The organism is Clostridium sp. FP2, assembly GCF_011065955.2.
GTDB lineage: Bacteria > Bacillota > Clostridia > Clostridiales > Clostridiaceae > Clostridium_AD > Clostridium_AD tagluense.
On sequence record NZ_JAAMNI020000001.1, the window covers coordinates 2,916,610 to 2,934,452 of the forward strand.

Genomic DNA, 17,843 nt, shown 5'->3' on the forward strand with positions numbered 1-17,843 from the left:
AAGAAAACCTTTTTCATATTGTTTTTTTTAGCAAAGTTCTTATATCAGCTTTTTTTTATATATTTGTATATATATCTAACTATTAAAAATATAATTGATAAAACAACTAAATAAGGTATGAGTATAGAAATAGTTAAAATAAGGCTTTTACCAAAATCCACTACAGACTTCGCCGAGGAAACAAAGCCATTTACAATTTTTCCGACAAAAGACACAGGATTTTCTTTGATTTTATGAACTTCAACTAACTCTATATTTAGTGTACAAAAATCAATTAAATTATCCCATTTTTTAAGGTTTCCTGTTAAACCTTCAATTTCATATCTAACTGTACTTAATTCTTTTTCTAATACTATTATATCTTTAAGTTCACCAGTTTTCTTTAAAAGTTCTAGTAACCTTTCCTCTTGAATAGTTAATGATTTTAAATGTGCCTGTGTATCGAAATATGCAGAAGTTACATCCTCCGTTGAAATCTGTTTATTTGTAATGCTTCCTAAATTACCAATCTCTAATATAAAAGCATCAAATTCCGTCTTAGGCACCCTTAATATAAGCACACCCTTCCTGCTTTGCTCCGATAACTTTGCCTCAATACTTGTACCTGATATATTAGAACTTTGTACATATCCTCCCATACTATTAGTTTTACTTAAAATCTGCTTTACCGCGACATCAAAGCTTAGTGTTTCCATCTGTATTATTCCATTCCTTATTATCTTACCTTGACCCACTAAAGAAGCTTTTAAGTTAGTCTTTGAATCAGTCCCTGACTTACCCTCATCTTTTGCGACACCAGTACTGCCATCACTTAAACCACCATTCCCCTTTGAAACTTCCATACTAGATTTACTTTCATTACTACTAGATGCCTTTTTAGAACCGCACCCCCCAGCTGCAAAGCTAATAATTATCATTAACATTAGTATTACTGCTATACTTTTAAATTTCTTTTTCACAAAATCCCCCCCTTTTTAATTATGGATAATATTAAAACTATAAACTTACACTGTGTATCGATATATACGTAAGTTTTTTATAAAAATCCCTGCTTTCAGAAAACTTATATAATAATTTTATTAAAGAAATTATTTTTAATAATAAAAGAGAGTTCATAAAGCAGTAATACCGCCTTAGAACTCTCTTTTATCCTAATCTTTCTTTTCCATATGATCAAAAACTATTTTTGCACTTTCTTCATGACCATGTTTAATATTTTTTTTCTTGAAGTTATTATCTTGATTTTTATTATTCTTAGTTGTTTTCATTTTACTATCCATATACATTTCTCCTATCTCGCTATTTTATTTAATAAACATTCGCTTTTTTATGTTTATTATTATTTGAATAGCTATATACTATTTTCATCAATTTCTTAGAAAATATACATGATTTCTATTACCCTTATGGTTTATTTTATAATTTCATCGTAGACAAAGAAAGCACTATGCTGTAATTACAGTATAGTGCCTTGCATATTATATATATTGAATAACTTTACATTTATATAACTAAATCTTCTTTACTACTTTTTACAATATTCTTCTTTAATCTAACATCAGGTTCAGATGGTAATTTAAATAATGGTATAAATCTATCTAACCCTGTTAAAGTAAGTAGTAATAATGAACCTACTGCTACCATAGCCATAAAGTTATATCTTATTATGTCCATAGCTACAAACTTGTGAAGTGGATAAACTGCTGATGCTATACCCACATAGAAAACTATGTATACATGCCATGGAATAAGCTGCGATCCAAATACTCCAAGTGCATCCCCAAAAGTAGCATTTCTTAAACGTAATGTATACATATCCTCTTCGCTACCCTCTACGTTATCTTCAAGTAAAGTTCTAATTATCGGCCCAATTGTTACTATTTGCGCCATTTCATCTGCCAATGCAGCATTTCCTGCAATTGACAATATTCCATTCCAAAACATAAGTTCGCGTACATTTCTTGAAATATGCGAAATGAATCTTGATAATGGAGCAAATGCATCCATTTTACTCATGATTCCTCCAAAAGCACCAACCCACATCATCATAACAATAACCCCTGAACCCGCACCTTCAAATCCTGATTTCATTAATTGTAGGAATTTAGGTACAGATTCAATTGTTCCTGCTATGAGTCCAAGCACTAGAGATGTTACTATTCCAAGTCCTAAACATGCAAGAGTTGGAAGTCCCTTAATTGCTACTGCAAGTACAACTAATAATGGAATTATCATATACATAGGAACTCCTGTTTTAACTTGATTTAAAAGTTCAACCGCAGAAGGTTTAGCTTTTTCAAGTGATGCCCATACATCTTTTGGAATTTTATCTATTGCATCTGCTGCATTACAAATAACTGTTGGAAGTCCCATTCCCACGCTTACAGCGTAGAAAATGATTGCAGTTATTGTTAAACATATGAGGGACCATCCTCCTTGATGCTTTATTCTATGAATAACTTCAACCTTTTGGATACCTGAACTTACTACGGTGGTGTCAGAAATAAGTCCTATATTATCTCCAAAGCAAGCTCCACCAGCAATTGCTGCTGTAGTAAGTAATATATTACCTCCTACTATATGGTTTAACCATAGAAAAATTGGAGCACAGGCTGCAAAAGTTCCCCATGAAGTACCAGTTGCAACTGAAAGTACTGCTGTTACCATAAATCCTGTTACAGCTACAGTTCTAGCTGTTAATCCAAGAGTTAATGAAAAACTAATAATTGATGCCCCAACCCCTGTTGCCATAAAAGCCTCTGCCATTGCATAAGCTGCCATTAATATGAAGAAAACCAATTGCATTTCCTTTACATTATCCACAGCTGCATCAACTATGTCATTAAATTTAAACCTACATGTTAATGATGCTATTATAGCTCCGTAAATAGTTGCAATCGGTGCTGCAAGCAGTGCGTTCATTCCAGATATCATAAGACCTGCCATTACGAATACTGGTGATATTTTTAATAATGCAATCATATATAAGCCCCCATCCGACTTTGATTTCGTTTACATGAAGTTAATTCTCTTAACCCACCTAAACGTTCTTTATTACATGCAACATTATATACTATATTTTCTCAAAATTCAATTATTTTCACTGTTAATTGATAAAAATTAGTCATACTTTTGTCCACTTTTACATTTTCAACTTATATAATTGCAATAATATACATTTATTGCAATTATACTTTTGTTGACTATTTTTTAAATATACCAAAAGGTTTTCCAACCGGTAAAAACTGCTTGCCAAAATGAGCATTTAAAACTGCAGCTGCAGAACCATAAAAAGAAACTAGCGCAATTAAGAGTTCAGAATACGCTGCCAAGCTATGTGAAAATTTAAGCATAATTCCAAAAGTACTAAGCGATAACCCTATAAATAGAAAATCAATTAAAACAAAAATTGTAAATAGTACCTTATGTGTCTCTGTAGCACCTATTGTCATAAACAATGAGAATATCAAATATCCTACATAAGCAAGCCCTAATTGTTTTGGATCCACAGTTGATGCCAAAGCTTGACCAAATACACCTGCTTTAATTAACCATGTAGCCGCAACTCCCATCCAAAAAAATGCAAAACCGCCAAAAGCTGTTGCTCCAAACACATTGTTACGTTTTGAATCATTTATACATGCAAATAGTTGAGCAAATCCTCCTAAGAATATAGCCCATGGAAGTATAAACGATGTACCTTCTGTAAGTCCAAGTTTTTGCGAAGATGCTACAAGCGTTACCATGGCAAGTCCGAATAACCCTAATGCTGATGGATCTGCATTTGTTATTTTTACATTTTGTGTTTCGTTTGTAAACATAATATTGCCTCCTTTTTATTTCCCTTAAAATAATAATTCCTATAAAAAAATAACAGAAAAAATTTACCTTGTCAATTGTTTTGTAGTGTTTTGTAAGGTTATTCTTTTTATTGTTAAATCGCAGAGTACAAATTATTTTTTGCTACCTTATGTTATAATTCATTTATAGAAATTCTTTTATATAATTTGTTTAAGCTTTACATAAAAGAATATAATTATATAGTATAAACAAATATATTGAAAATTAAGAGGTATAAAATGAACTTTACTAAACTCCGTAAAATCACTGGATATATGTATGAACTACATCGTAGAAACTTTAAGTCTTACTTTAAGCCTATGCTTACTCCCTCCTATGAACCTTTAGTAACAGATTCTGTCCATTGGGTAGGGCATGCTACTGTACTTATTAATTTAAATGGAGTGATTATAGTAACTGACCCTGTGACCTCAATAAATCTTGGTCAAATAAGACGATTAATAAAACCATCCTTAAACTTATCTTCAATTAATATTGATTATATATTACTATCCCATGGTCATATGGACCACATGAATTATTCAACTCTAATGAAACTAAATAAAAGCGCAGTAGTTATTGCTCCTAAGAACTTAGATTTTCCTTTAAAAATTTTAGGATTTAAAAATAGAATACTTCTAAACCCAGATGAAGACTATAGTGCGAGCGGCATAAAAATAAGGGCTTTAAGAGCGAATCATGATGGTAGGAGATATCCTTGGGGCACTGCAGCTGATAGCAATTCTTATATAATTGAGAATAGCACAAAAAAGATTTTTTTTGCTGGGGATACAGCCTATACTGATGTATATAAAAATTTAATGGCAGATATTGCTATTATGCCTGTAGGATGTTATAAACCTGACGAGTTTCAAGAAATGCATTGTTCTCCTGAGCAAAGCTTTAAAATGTTTAAAATGACAAATTCTAAACTAATGATTCCAATTCATTATAAAACCTATATTTTGGCTCAAGACGATGATGATGTTACCTGCGATACACTAGAAAGAATAAATGACGGAAGCATAAAAATTATCGATATCGGTCAAACTGTGAAATTATAAAATTCAAATAAAATAAGCAGCTGTCCTAGAACTTTTAGATAGTTCTAGGACAGTTGCTTTTTAATAAATCTTGGATTTCTTTTTAACTCATATGATATAGAAATAATGCTTCTATATATACCCAGGTTTGCAATTAGTTTTACAATTATATAATATCAAGAGATAAAATCATGTGGTTAAAACTTTTGAACATTAATAGCTTGGGGTCCTTTAGGTGCATCAATTACATCAAATTGTACTTCTTCGCCCTCATGCAAATCCTTTCTTGGTCCTTGTTCCTTTATCGCCAAATGGTGAACAAATACATCCTCGCCTTCTTGAGCTGATATAAATCCATACCCTCTTTCAGCATCATACCACTTCACTACACCTGTTTTCATATAATTTCCTCCTTGTCGTTCTCTGAAATATAAAGGATTTAGTGTTTAAATATAGTATTAGCTATAAATGTCTAACTAATACTTTTAAATATGCATAAATTCTATATATAAACAATATAATTATGAATAGTGATTTAAAGAAGTGAATTACATGAAAAAACACAAGGCATTATTTGGTATTCTCTTGATTCTCTTAGGTTCAGTAATTCTAGCTGATCAAATATACGACATTGACTTTTTTAGTTTTTCAAACTTTTGGCCTCTTTTTATTCTAATTCCAGGTATTTTGTTAGAAATAAGTTTTTTCTCACTAAAAAAGGAACCTGCTATATTAGTTCTTGCTGGAATCTTAACCACTACAGGTTTATTATTTGTTTTTGAAACTTCAACAAACTGGAAATACTCCACTGAAACTTGGCCCATTTATACACTAGGCCTTGCTATTGGTTTGTTTCAGTATTATTTATTTTCCAAAAAAAATAATACCTTACTATTTTTTATATTTTTGCTAGCCTTTATATCTGTATTTTCTTTTGCAGTAAATTTTTTAGGAAACAATTATACCTGGCTTACTTATGGACTATTATTTCCTTGCATAATTATTGTACTAGGCATCTACGTGTTTTTAAAAAACATATTTAAGTAAAAAAAAATCATATAAAAAAATAATCCTAGCAAAATAAAATTTTGCTAGGATTATTTATATCCATCATTTAAAATATACTATTTTATATTAGACTTAAAATATTTGGCTAGGATGGCAGGATTCGAACCTGCGAATGCCAGAGTCAGAGTCTAGTGCCTTACCGCTTGGCTACACCCCAATAAAAAAAGAAATATTGACTCCTAGGCAAATTGAACCTTCGAGTCGTTAAATTGCTTTTTTACAACTTTCTGTAATCTACTATAACATAGATTCACTATCTTTGCAAGCCTATATCATTTTATAATATTCTAAAGTGCAAATCTCTTATATTCCGCTATCTCCCACTCAAAACTTTGCTGTATTTCATCACCGCTGTCCATTCCTAAAAGTATATTTAGTTCTTCTAGAGACAAAGGCAATGAAATATTGTATTATGTTCATAAATAGTTTATACTATAATTGATTTGATATTGATTATCATTATCTTATTAAATAGGAAGGTGGAACATTATGAGTGAAATTGCAAAAAGATTAAATCAATGCAAAAAACCAGCTGGTGTGTTAGGAAAAGTTATAGCAGAAGGCATGAATATAGGACACTTTGAATTGACTAGTTGGGGATTAGAAAAAATAAATATTAAAAACAAGGATGTTATACTTGATATAGGTTGTGGTGGTGGTAGAACAATAAATAGAATGGCATCAATAGCAACAGAGGGCAAAATTTTCGGTATAGATTATTCATTAGATTGTGTAAAATGGTCAAAAGATTATAATACACAATTTGTAAAAACCAACAGAGTTGAAATTTTACATGCTAGTGTAGAAAAAATTCCATTTGAAAATAATAAATTTGATATTATATCAGCAGTAGAAACTATTTATTTCTGGCCTAATATTATTGAAAGTTTTAAAGAGGTTAAAAGAATATTAAAGCCATCAGGAAAATTTATTATAATATGTGAAATGTATTCTAGTGAAAACTTTAAAGAAAGAAATGATAAATTGATTGCACTATCAGATATGAAAATACATACCCCTAAAGAATTAAGAGAATTATTAGAAAAAGCTGGGTTCAATAATATAACAATAGACTTAATGGAAGAAAGAAATTGGTTATGCTGTATATGCGAAAAGTAGAGCTATTATCCGTATAAGTCAATAATACGACCATCCTTCGTTATTAAGATATTTAACGTACTTTTAAATATGGACTATGTTAACTTTAAAAGCAAAAATATGCGATTATTTACTCATCGCCATTTTTGCTTTTTATGGGTAGATTTTAAAGCTTCTTAGCTTGTTTATTTTTATCCCAAACCTCGCAGTGATTATCTTTCGCTATGCAATTTTTTCTCCATCCTTGATGTTTAGGTTTACATTTTGGATAATATTATTCTTCCCGTCATAAGTAAATCTAAGGTTTATTTTGATAACTTCCATCCAATTGCTTTTTTTGCGAATACCTATAAAATCCGCATAGATGCCTGATTTCTTAATTAATTGAGTATGTGTGCCACTTTGCACAATTCTTCCATTGTGTATCACTATAATCTGATTTGCTGCTCTGACTGTTTTCAGTCTATGGGCAATCATAATAATTGTCTTATTTTTGGTCAGTTCTTCAATAGCTAATTGTAACTGCCTTTCATTTCTTGGATGGTAAATTTTAAGTGTTGATTAGTATTCAAACAATTTCTCTTTACAGATTATCGAGTGCAAGAACTTTTTTATCTCCCTCAGAAGAGAAACAGAACAGATATTTTTGAATGCAGATTTAAATATTTAAGGCTAGCTCAGTATGATTGAGTAAATTTTTCATAGCATTTCCTTAATATTTTTAAAAAAGATAGTAATAATTTTAAAAACTCCCTAACTTAAATATATTATAATGTAGTTGATAACGATAATCAATATCATCACAACGAGAGTATATAACCTAAATTTAAAAATGCAATTAAAATTTTTATAGCTTACAAACACTTAATTCTAAAAGGTGTTGATATTTATAGAACAATAGGAATATAAATGAGGAGGAAATTAATTTGAAAAATGTAGTAATTATTTATTGGAGTGGAACAGGAAATACTGAGGCTATGGCAGAAGGGATTATGGAAGGCGCAAAAAATGAAGATTCAAACGTTAAATTGCTTAATGTGGGTGACGCAAAAGTAGATGACGTAATAAATGCAAATGTAATAGCTTTTGGATGCCCATCTATGGGCGCAGAGCAGCTTGAGGAATCAGAAATGGAACCGTTTATTGAGTCAATTGCTAGTGTAGTAAGTGGCAAAAATATTGTTCTATTTGGTTCTTATGGATGGGGCAATGGAGAATGGATGACTGATTGGCAAGAAAGAATGGAGAAATATGGTGCGAATGTTATAGTAGATGGACTTATAATTAATAACGATGCTGACAAAGAAGGTATTGAAAGATGTAAGGAAATAGGCGCGTTATTATCCACAAAATAAAAATATTTTTAATATAAAATCGATAGTATTAATACTATCGTGAAATTAATAGAGGGTGTTTTATGGGAATAGTAAAATTAAATAAATTTTTAAAAATTGTAAATAATTACGATGATTTGGATTATTTATATTCAATAATAATACGTAATGCAGGGCCAACTATCAAAAAACATAAGACATCCTCTTTAATTAATTTTAGTAATACTAATAGAAACTCAAATAACATATGGGAAAAATATAAAAATGAAATTAAATCTACCATCATGAACTTAATGATGAAAGGGATGAAACCAACAGACCTATTAAATAAAGACCAAAACCTAGCATATGAATAATAATAAAAATGAATATCATAATATGTATAAAAGGAAGTGAAACTATGGGAATATTACTCATAGGTGGAGATAATCTTGGCAGTATTACTAAAAATCTAATAAAGAATGGATTCAACGACATAGAACATATAACTGGTAGAAAAAATGATGCTAAAAATTTCAGAATACCTCGAAATATAGATTTAGTAATGATTCTGGTAGACTTTGTAGGTCACCAATTAACAACGGTTGTTAAAGAAGAATCAAGGAAAGCTAATGTAAAAGTTGCATTCTCTAAACGTTCATGGACACACATGGAAAAAGAAATACAAAAGTACATTAAGGAGATAGAGGTTTAATAAAAAATGATTAATAAAAATAAATACATTGAATATATTGGAAACCAATTGATACGTGAAGGATATAAACATACTTACCAAAGATATCTAATAATAAAGGTGATTTTTGAAAATGATATGCTTATGAATGTTAATGAAATTTATAGTAAACTCAAAAACGAAAACATAGGTGTTAGCACAATCTATAGGAATATTATAATTTTAGAAGAAGCTGGTATTTTAAAAAGGATAAATATCGCTAATACTAACTATTACAAGTTAGAGAAAATAGGTAACAATAAGTTTCACATACATGCTGAATGTATTAAATGTAATAAAATAATAGATATAAGCGAAGGCGAAATATCAGAAATTTCAAATGTTTTAATAAAAGAATTAAATAAAAAACAAAAAATTACAGTTATAAGTACTAGTGTTGTATTATCCGGAATTTGCGAAGAATGTAAGCTGAAACTCTAAATTCAATGTTGAATATTTTCACCTTATTTATGAGCAAAAACATAATTTAACTATTTACTTTCGCAAAAGCATTAAATTTACATACATTTACACATGCCCCGCCTCCTATTATACCAAATATTTCTTCGTTATCCTTTATAACCATTGACGTGCATACGCTTCGTGGCAAAACCCCTCCTTGTCCAATAATAAAATCATGACAAACTCTTTTATCTTCCATAAGTCCGTTTTTTATAATAGTAAGTAATTCTAATTCAAATAAAGATTTCTCCACCTTTCCACCACTTCAATAAATTCCATAGTTTACTTCCTGTTTTATAGGACATAATCGATTAGTTTAAAAGACTAATTCTACATTCACCCCCATATATAATATGCGGCTAAAAAGCCGCATATTTGTTATTTTATTTCACCAACTTTTATAACTCTCATAGAATTTAATACTGCAATTACAGTAACCCCAACATCTGCAAAAACTGCTTCCCATATTGTTGCTATTCCAATGGCCGCAAGTGCTAAGAATATAAGTTTCACTCCCATTGCAAAAACTATATTTTGCCAAACAATTCTTCTTGTTCTTTTTGCTATTTTAATTGCGGAAACTATTTTTGATGGTTCATCAGTCATTATAACAATATCTGCTGCTTCAATGGCAGCATCTGAGCCTAATCCTCCCATAGCAATTCCTATATCTGCCCTTGCAAGAACTGGTGCATCATTTATACCATCACCAACAAAAATTAGGTTTCCTTTTGATCTTTTTTCTTTGTCAAGTATCTCCAATTTCTCAACCTTTTGAACTGGAAGTAGTTCCGCATAGAATTCATCAAGTCCCAATTGATCTGAAATCTTACTTGCTATCGACTTATTATCACCAGTAAGCATTACAGTCTTTTTAACACCAATCTGCTTTAATCCTTTTATGGCCTCTCTAGAATCTTCTTTTAGTTCGTCTGATATAATGATATATCCAGCATATTTTTTATCAATAGCCACATGAACTACGGTTCCAGCCACCTCAACATATTTGAAAACAATATTTTCTTTATTCATTAGTTTTATATTACCTGCTAAAACTTCTTTTCCTTTAACATTTACCTTTATACCGTGACCTGATATTTCATCATAGTTTTCGATTTCATTTTTGTTAACTTCTTTGCCATAATCTTTTATTATTGAAGCTGCAATTGGATGATTAGAATAACTTTCAGCATACGCAGTATATTCTAATAAGTCATCTTTAACAAAACTGTTTTGTGCATTTATTTCAGTAACCTTGAATACTCCTTTTGTTAGTGTACCAGTCTTGTCAAATACTACTATGTCAACATTATTAAGTGCTTCAAGATAGTTACTACCTTTAATTAATATACCGTTCTTTGATGCTGCACCAATACCCCCAAAGAATCCAAGTGGGATTGAAATAACCAATGCACATGGACAAGATATAACTAGAAATGCTAATGCTCTATATATGGATTCTGAAAACGTGATACCTTGCATTACTAAAGGCGGAATAACTGCCAATAAAACTGCAACGATAACTACTCCTGGAGTATAATATCTTGCGAACTTTGTTATAAACTTCTCTGTTGGTGCCTTCTTACTACTTGCATTTTGAACTAACTCCAATATCTTTGTAACAGTAGATTCTCCAAATTCCTTTGTAACTTCTATTGTTAAAAGCCCGTTCTTATTGATAGATCCGCTTAAAACTTCATTTGGGGCTTCTACGCTACGTGGTACGGATTCACCTGTTAATGCAGAGGTATCAAGCATTGATTTACCTTCCACTACCTTACCGTCAAGTGGAACTTTTTCCCCTGGTTTAACTACAATGAGGTCTCCTACTTTAACATCACCCGGAGATACTCGTTGTAAATCATTTCCTACCTTTAAGTTAGCATAATCAGGTCTTATATCCATAAGAGCAGAAATAGATTTTCTTGAATTATTTACTGCTATACCCTGAATGAATTCTCCAACTTGATAGAACAACATTACTGCTACACCTTCTGGAAACTGTTTAATAGAAAATGCACCAATAGTCGCTATACTCATTAAGAAGTTTTCATCAAAAACTTCACCTCTTAAAATGTTCCTAAATGCTCTTAATAACACTTCTCCACCAACTAAAATATAACTGATGAAAAACAAAGTAAATTCAATTGTAGTAGAAAATTTAAATACCATAGCAGCACCAAAAATTGCAGCACCAATGCTTAATCTTATAAGTTCTTTTCTATTCTTCTCTCCTTCGCCAGGGCTATTATCAACTTGTTCTTTCTTTTCATCCTCTGTTACGACTTTTACATCTGGTTCAATCTTTTTAACAATAACCTTCACTTCTTCAATGATGCTAGGTAATTCATCTTTGTTATTAACTTCTATAAATAATCTCTTTGAAACAAAATCTACTGAGGCTGATTTTACGCCACTAATATCTTGTACATTTGTTTCAATCTTTACTGCACAATTAGCACAGCAAAGCCCCATTAAAGTCACTACTTTCTTTTCAGCCTTTTGAATAATCTTTTCACGTACAACAACATCAGGTTCAATCTTTTTAACAATAACCTTTACTTCTTCAATGATGCCAGGTAATCCATCTTTGCTATTAACTTCTAAAAATAATTTCTTTGAAACGAAATCTACTGAGGCTGATCTCACTCCACTAATATTTTTTACCTTTGTTTCAATCTTTACTGTACAATTTGCACAATCTAAACCATCCAAGCTAAGTTCTGTTTTTATATTTGAGCTCATTTGCACCACTCCCGAATAAATTATTTTATTTTTCATTAATGTGTTGTAATCCCTGATTAAATATTTGTTTAATATGGTCATCATCTAATGAATAGTAGACAACTTTACCTTCTTTTCGTGGTTTAATTAACTTTGATTGCCTTAAACCTTTTAACTGGTGTGATATGGCTGATTGACTCATATTCAATAATACTGAAATATCGCAAACGCACATTTCTTCCATAGAAAGAGCCTGTATTATTTTTATCCTTGTATTATCCCCAAAGACCTTAAAAAACTCTGAAAGATTGTATGATTTTTCTTCAGTTAGCAGCTGTGCTTTTACCTTCTTGACTATATCCTCATGTATTATTGTACAATTGCAGCTTTCTATATTATCAAAAGTTTTTTCCATTGTATCACCTCTCCTCTCCGTTACTATATGTATTCATCTGTTCATGTGTTTGTATGTTCATATATACTATATTACCAAATTTTTTTTAAGTCAAGTTATTCCCGCAGGAAAAAATAAAGCCATAGTTATTATTTGTATGAAAAATCATAATCACACCTTGCAACTAATTAAATTAAAAACCTACCTAAACCAAATAGTTAAGCCACGCTCTCATCGCCTTATTGATTTAATCCTTGCCTTCGCCACAAAAAAAAGAATGTAGCTAGATTTATTTACACAAATCTAGCTACATTCTCTTTTTCATACCGTCTTTATATTACTATTATATTGCCAAAAGTTTATGCATTTCACACCATAGGAGCTATAATTACAGCCACATTATTGTTTTGTTAAAATAAAATAGAATTTAACTCCCATTTCTGTATTTTCCACTCCGCAGGTACCACCATGAAGTAAGATTATATTTTTAACTATGGAAAGACCTAGACCTGTGCCTCCAAGTTTTCTAGTCCTTGATTTATCGATTTTGTAGAAGTTATCCCATATCTTACTTGTTTCTGAAAGATCAATTTTGTTTCCGCTATTTTCTACTTCAACACAAATAGTATCTTCTCTATTTATCATGGTTACTGTTATAGACCCACCTTCCTGCGTATGTCTTATTGCATTGGTCATATAGTTTGTTATTACCTGTTCTATTCTGTTCCAATCTGCATTGACTTTTATATCTTCAATAAAGTTTAATCCTAGTTTAATTTGTTTTTCATTAAGTAGGGATGAAAATTTCTTAGTAACTGATTTTACTAGTTCATGAAGAGTGAATTCTTCTTTAGTCAATTTAAAATTTCCAGATTCTAATTGAGATAAATCCAACATATCTGATACTAAACTGTTCATTTTCCTAGATTCATCCATAATTACATCAATGAAATATTGTTTTTCTTCCCCTTCTAAAACATCATCATTTAAAGCTAAGGTATACCCTTCTATAAGGGTAATAGGTGTTTTAAGCTCATGAGAAACCGCTGCTACAAAGTCTTTTCTCATCTCTGTTAATTTTTTTTCTTTTTCAATATCTTTTTCTAATTGTGTATTAGCATCTGTAAGTGAGGTTAATGCTTCATTTAAATTCTCTGATAGAAGATTAAGTGAAGTAGCTAGAGCACCTATTTCATCTTCACTTTTAACCTCACATTTTTCTGTAAAATCAAGCTTTGCCATTTTAGAAGCCGTTTTGGTTATTTTTATAAGTGGCTTTGCAATCATGTTTGAGTAAAAGAAAGAAAGAAGTAAAATTGTAATTAGAGCACCTATATAAAAATACAAATAAAATTCCTTTATAACTTGGACTGCTTCATTTACTGGCTGTAGTGAAGAAAAAGCACACACAGTTTCATCTTTCTTTTCATCATATAATATACCTGCTATACTTTTAGGCATATCGGGGTTTTGCTGCGTAATAAAAATAAAGGGTTTTCCCTCATCTTTAAATTTAGTAATACCACCCTGATTTTCTATTTCAGATGACATTATTTGGTTCATGATTCTAACTTTTATGGAGTCTTTTCTTACATCAGCTGTTTTTGCAAGATATTTCAAATTTCCTAATCTATCTCGTATAATTATTTTATAATTATTCGCTTCTTCAAAAGAACTAATTAGGTTAACCTCATCTTCATTTTTTTGGAGCAGACTATATTGACTTTTGAATTTAACAAGGTTAGTTTCAAGATTGTCTATTTTCCATTTTTTATAAAACTGCTCAAAAAACTGGGACTGAACTATCAAATTAGTAGTTATGAAAATCACAAAAACTATAGAGGTTATAGCGAAAAGCTTTCTAGTAATGCTCTTTTTACTTTTCATTTTTCACCTCGAATTTATATCCAGCACCTCTTATAGTTGCTATAAGGTAAGATTTTTCGCCTAGCTTTTCTCTTAATCTTTTTATAACAGTATCCACTGTTCTTAAATCTCCAAAGTAGTCAATACCCCATAGCGCATCTAATATTTTTTCTCTACTTAATACGATTCTTTTATTAAGTATAAAGTAATTTAGTAGTTCAAATTCCTTTGGGGATAAATTAATCTCAATATTGTCTACAGAAACCTCATGGCTTAAATTATCAACTACAAGGCCATCAAAGCTATCTCCTTCATTAAGAATACCATCAGTACTATGAGTCCGTCTAATAATCGCTTTTACTTTAGCAACTAATAGCTTTGGAACAAAAGGCTTAGTGATATAATGATCTGTGCCGAGTTCAAACCCTAATAATTCATCATCTTCTTCAGATTTGGCTGTGAGCATTATAATAGGAATATTGGAGGTTTTCCTTATTTCCTTACAGACGTCCCAACCATCCATAATAGGCATCATTACATCTAAAATAATCAAATCCACTTTATTTTTATTGAATATATCTACAGCTTCACTGCCATTTTCAGCTTGTAAAATAGTATATTTCTCTTTTCTTAAATAAATTGAAACAAGATTTCTAATTCTTTCTTCATCATCTACTATTAAAATGGTTTCATTCATATAATTTTTCTCCTTTATTAAAAGCTTTTCACAAATCAGCTCTATCACTAAATTTAAATGTTAATTTCTAACTCTATTTTATATTATATAATAACACCCGCAATAATCATAATTTATTATATTTATCTAACATAAAATCAAAATTCCCTCTGCAAAAGGGGATTCACAGAGGAAGTACAAATTAGTATATTAAATTTAATCATTTTATTAGCATGCTAATGAATTTATCCTTTATCTATATAATAAAGGTACATCATGGCAGTTAAATGGCAAATTTGTTAACAGCTTATGAATAAGAATAATTTATGATTTAATTACAAAAGCCGGAGTGTGAATTTCTTTTATTACAAACTTTATTCTAGCGCCACCTCTCTTTCTGTTTTCTGCTACAATCCAGCCATTATGTTTTTCAACCAATGTTTTCACAATAAACATTCCTAATCCTGTATGCCCTTTTTCCCTAGAACGAGAAGCATCTCCTTTATAAAACTTTTGAAATACATAAGGCAAATCCTTTTCTTCAAAACCTTCACCTTCATCCTCTATGGTGAAACTCATAATTGTAGAAGTTATTTTAACAATCATTTTTATACTTTTTCCCTCGGGAGTATATCTTAATGCATTGGAAATTATATTATCTAAAATCTGTTCTACCCTTTGAATATCTATAAAAACCTCAGTAGTTATTATTCTCTCATCTTCAATGCACAGCTTAAATTCAACATTCTTACAGTTTGATAAAATCACATAATCATCTACCTTGTTTTCTAAAAATTCAATAATATTAAGTTTTACCCCATTTAAATCAAAGTCCTGCCTTTCAATCTCTGCTGCAGTATTCATGTCACTTATTAACTTGCCCATTCTTTCTGTATTGGACTTTATGGTATTTAGATATTTTTCTAACCTAATAGGATTGTTAGTATTTCCGCAAAGAAGCACCTCCACATGTCCTTGTATAATAGCAATTGGTGTCTTTAAATCATGGGCTATGGCTTTTATCATTTCTTTTCTATCCTCTTCCATAATCCATTGATTGTGAAGAGCTTCCTTCAAAGCATTTTTCATATCCTGGAATGAAGCCGCCAGTTTGCCTAGTTCATTATTACTCTTATAGATTATATCAAAATCTAAATCTTTCTCCTTTATTTTATTCGATGCAGCTATTATCTCTGCTATTGGAGTTTGAATTGTGTAAATGAGCTTTCTGGTTAAAATAAGAGTGAAAAAAATTATAAATATGAAGGGCGAAAACATCAAGAAAGTTTGAAAAGCTAACACTAATGTCTCATGTTTTTTATTTGCTATACTTGGTTTGATATCATACTGAAGTGCAACAGTTCCCTTTAAATTGCCTTCATTATCCATAATCGGTATGAATTTAATTTTGCGAGCTCCAAATATAGAAAATCCTGTTTTTTTATAATCCTCATATTCGTTAATAGAGTTAATAGAGTTAATTAAAGCTTTTTTATCTTTAATTAATTTTCCTTGTAAAGTTCCATATATAGCATTGCCTTTAATATCTATTACTTGATATTTAATACCAGAAACAGGTGTTATTTTTTCTAATGATATTTTACTTTTATAATTCAATAAACTGTATCCTTTACTATTTATAAATTTTTCAATATTTGGAATCTGTTGTTCATAATAATTAGCTTGTGCTATTATAGGCTTTTCACCCCTAAACATTACAAATACATATGTAACAACTGTACCTAAAGTACATATGACACTGAGAAAAATAATTAATATAAAGGTAGTGATGATTTGAACCTTAAGAGATGCTTTTTTCATCATTTGCATCTCTCCCATCTATAACCTACACCCCATACAGTTGATATATGGTTAAACTGTGCATCTACTTTTATAAGTTTAGCTCTTATCTTCTTTACATGTTCTGCTACTGTACTAGAATCACCTTCTGCATCATATCCCCACACTTTTTCATAAATTTGTTCTTTAGAAAATACTTGCCCTGAATGTAGCGCAAGAAATTCCACAATACCAAACTCTCTAGCTGTAAGTAAAATTATTTCTTCTCCGTAATACACTTTATGAGCATTAAGATCTAAAGTAAGCTTTTCAAAACTTATTTTTGCTTTATTATTTACTGGAACTCTCTTTTCACGTCTAAGATGAGCTTCAATTCTTGCTTTGAGCTCCTTTATGCTAAAAGGTTTTACTATATAATCATCTCCACCCACCCCAAGGCCTTTAATTCTGTCACTTTCACTTTGCCTAGCACTTAAAAATATTATAGGGCAGGAAACGTCTTCCCTTATTTTCTTGCATACTTCAAACCCATCAAAATCAGGCATCATTATGTCTAGTAAAATAAGATCTAGAGCTTTCGTTGAAGCTAGTAAAGCTTCGCGACCATTATTAGCTGTGTAAACTTCATACCCTTCATCTTCTAGATAATCTTTAATAAAAGATACTATATCTTCTTCATCATCTACAATTAGTATTTTTTCTCTCATAATCATAGCCCCTCTTGATATATTTTCAAATTAATATATATTATACCATTACAAAAGCATAAAACATAACATTGGTAGAAGAATTAAATCATCACCTGCGCTGCTGAAATGTCGTTAAA

General features: G+C 30.5%; 19 protein-coding genes, 1 tRNA gene and 1 pseudogene. 7 read left to right on the forward strand and 14 right to left on the reverse strand.

The features are described from left to right. Positions 1-44: 44 nt before the first annotated feature. The 4 genes from G9F71_RS14020 to G9F71_RS14030 all read right to left on the reverse strand — a co-directional run bounded on the left by G9F71_RS14020 (position 45) and on the right by G9F71_RS14030 (position 3,821). Entirely contained in the window at positions 45-959 is a 915-nt protein-coding gene (locus tag G9F71_RS14020; RefSeq protein WP_164949731.1) for a DUF4349 domain-containing protein, read from the reverse strand. 192 nt (positions 960-1,151) lie between these two features. After that, a complete protein-coding gene (locus tag G9F71_RS27340; RefSeq protein WP_253199186.1) occupies positions 1,152-1,280 on the reverse strand; it encodes a CPC_1213 family protein in 129 nt (42 codons plus the stop codon). Positions 1,281-1,503: 223 nt separating this feature from the next. After that, positions 1,504-2,982: a Na+/H+ antiporter NhaC family protein gene (locus G9F71_RS14025; protein WP_164949732.1), complete on the reverse strand. Its 1,479-nt coding sequence runs from the start codon at positions 2,980-2,982 to the stop codon at positions 1,504-1,506. Between the two features lie 221 nt (positions 2,983-3,203). Beyond that, positions 3,204-3,821, reverse strand: a complete 618-nt coding sequence (locus tag G9F71_RS14030; RefSeq protein WP_164949733.1) for an acetate uptake transporter — start codon at positions 3,819-3,821, stop codon at positions 3,204-3,206. Positions 3,822-4,079: 258 nt separating this feature from the next. Between G9F71_RS14030 and G9F71_RS14035 the strand changes: the two genes are divergently transcribed. Then, positions 4,080-4,904, forward strand: a complete 825-nt coding sequence (locus tag G9F71_RS14035; protein ID WP_164949734.1) for an MBL fold metallo-hydrolase — start codon at positions 4,080-4,082, stop codon at positions 4,902-4,904. Positions 4,905-5,080: 176 nt separating this feature from the next. On the opposite strand, the gene G9F71_RS14040 is transcribed toward G9F71_RS14035, so the two are convergent. Next, positions 5,081-5,284, reverse strand: a complete 204-nt coding sequence (locus tag G9F71_RS14040; protein ID WP_125001852.1) for a cold-shock protein — start codon at positions 5,282-5,284, stop codon at positions 5,081-5,083. 151 nt (positions 5,285-5,435) lie between these two features. Between G9F71_RS14040 and G9F71_RS27780 the strand changes: the two genes are divergently transcribed. Continuing rightward, complete coding sequence (locus G9F71_RS27780; RefSeq protein ID WP_220321093.1) at positions 5,436-5,930, forward strand: LiaF transmembrane domain-containing protein; 495 nt, start codon at positions 5,436-5,438, stop codon at positions 5,928-5,930. Positions 5,931-6,033: 103 nt separating this feature from the next. Here the strand turns inward: G9F71_RS27780 and G9F71_RS14050 are convergent. Then, a tRNA-Gln gene (locus tag G9F71_RS14050) sits at positions 6,034-6,108 on the reverse strand. Between the two features lie 332 nt (positions 6,109-6,440). On the opposite strand from G9F71_RS14050, the gene G9F71_RS14055 reads away from it, so the two are divergent. After that, a complete protein-coding gene (locus G9F71_RS14055; protein WP_164949736.1) occupies positions 6,441-7,070 on the forward strand; it encodes a class I SAM-dependent methyltransferase in 630 nt (209 codons plus the stop codon). Positions 7,071-7,354: 284 nt separating this feature from the next. Here G9F71_RS14055 and G9F71_RS14060 read toward each other — a convergent pair. Further along, a pseudogene (locus G9F71_RS14060) lies at positions 7,355-7,589 on the reverse strand (ABC transporter ATP-binding protein); the annotation flags it as partial. Positions 7,590-7,975: 386 nt separating this feature from the next. Here G9F71_RS14060 and G9F71_RS14065 point away from each other — a divergent pair. The 4 genes from G9F71_RS14065 (at position 7,976) to G9F71_RS14080 (ending at position 9,536) form a co-directional block, all read left to right on the forward strand. After that, on the forward strand, positions 7,976-8,404 hold the full coding sequence (locus G9F71_RS14065; protein ID WP_164949737.1) for a flavodoxin: 429 nt from the start codon (positions 7,976-7,978) through the stop codon (positions 8,402-8,404). 62 nt (positions 8,405-8,466) lie between these two features. After that, the gene (locus G9F71_RS14070) at positions 8,467-8,739 is read left to right on the forward strand and encodes a hypothetical protein (protein ID WP_164949738.1); all 273 of its coding nucleotides are present in this window, start codon (positions 8,467-8,469) and stop codon (positions 8,737-8,739) included. 44 nt (positions 8,740-8,783) lie between these two features. Further along, the gene (locus G9F71_RS14075) at positions 8,784-9,077 is read left to right on the forward strand and encodes a DUF2325 domain-containing protein (RefSeq protein WP_164949739.1); all 294 of its coding nucleotides are present in this window, start codon (positions 8,784-8,786) and stop codon (positions 9,075-9,077) included. Between the two features lie 6 nt (positions 9,078-9,083). Further along, a complete protein-coding gene (locus tag G9F71_RS14080) occupies positions 9,084-9,536 on the forward strand; it encodes a Fur family transcriptional regulator (RefSeq protein WP_164949740.1) in 453 nt (150 codons plus the stop codon). Between the two features lie 46 nt (positions 9,537-9,582). Here the strand turns inward: G9F71_RS14080 and G9F71_RS14085 are convergent, their stop codons facing one another. From G9F71_RS14085 to G9F71_RS14115, 7 genes are all read right to left on the reverse strand, one after another. Beyond that, positions 9,583-9,810 carry a hypothetical protein gene (locus G9F71_RS14085; RefSeq protein WP_164949741.1) on the reverse strand — a complete coding sequence of 76 codons (228 nt, stop codon included), beginning with the start codon at positions 9,808-9,810 and terminating at the stop codon, positions 9,583-9,585. A 125-nt stretch (positions 9,811-9,935) separates the two neighbouring features. Then, the gene (locus tag G9F71_RS14090; RefSeq protein WP_224626411.1) at positions 9,936-12,302 is read right to left on the reverse strand and encodes a heavy metal translocating P-type ATPase; all 2,367 of its coding nucleotides are present in this window, start codon (positions 12,300-12,302) and stop codon (positions 9,936-9,938) included. 25 nt (positions 12,303-12,327) lie between these two features. Then, positions 12,328-12,696, reverse strand: a complete 369-nt coding sequence (locus G9F71_RS14095) for an ArsR/SmtB family transcription factor (RefSeq protein ID WP_164949743.1) — start codon at positions 12,694-12,696, stop codon at positions 12,328-12,330. A 378-nt stretch (positions 12,697-13,074) separates the two neighbouring features. Continuing rightward, positions 13,075-14,562 (reverse strand): sensor histidine kinase, encoded by a 1,488-nt coding sequence (locus G9F71_RS14100; protein ID WP_164949744.1) that lies wholly within the window; start codon positions 14,560-14,562, stop codon positions 13,075-13,077. Further along, positions 14,552-15,238, reverse strand: a complete 687-nt coding sequence (locus G9F71_RS14105; RefSeq protein WP_164949745.1) for a response regulator transcription factor — start codon at positions 15,236-15,238, stop codon at positions 14,552-14,554. Before G9F71_RS14105 ends, G9F71_RS14100 begins: the two co-directional genes overlap by 11 nt. A 303-nt stretch (positions 15,239-15,541) precedes the next feature. Beyond that, positions 15,542-17,041, reverse strand: a complete 1,500-nt coding sequence (locus G9F71_RS14110; protein ID WP_224626413.1) for a sensor histidine kinase — start codon at positions 17,039-17,041, stop codon at positions 15,542-15,544. Then, the gene (locus tag G9F71_RS14115) at positions 17,038-17,724 is read right to left on the reverse strand and encodes a response regulator transcription factor (RefSeq protein WP_164949746.1); all 687 of its coding nucleotides are present in this window, start codon (positions 17,722-17,724) and stop codon (positions 17,038-17,040) included. The genes G9F71_RS14110 and G9F71_RS14115 overlap by 4 nt, the downstream gene beginning before the upstream one ends. Positions 17,725-17,843: the final 119 nt, after the last annotated feature.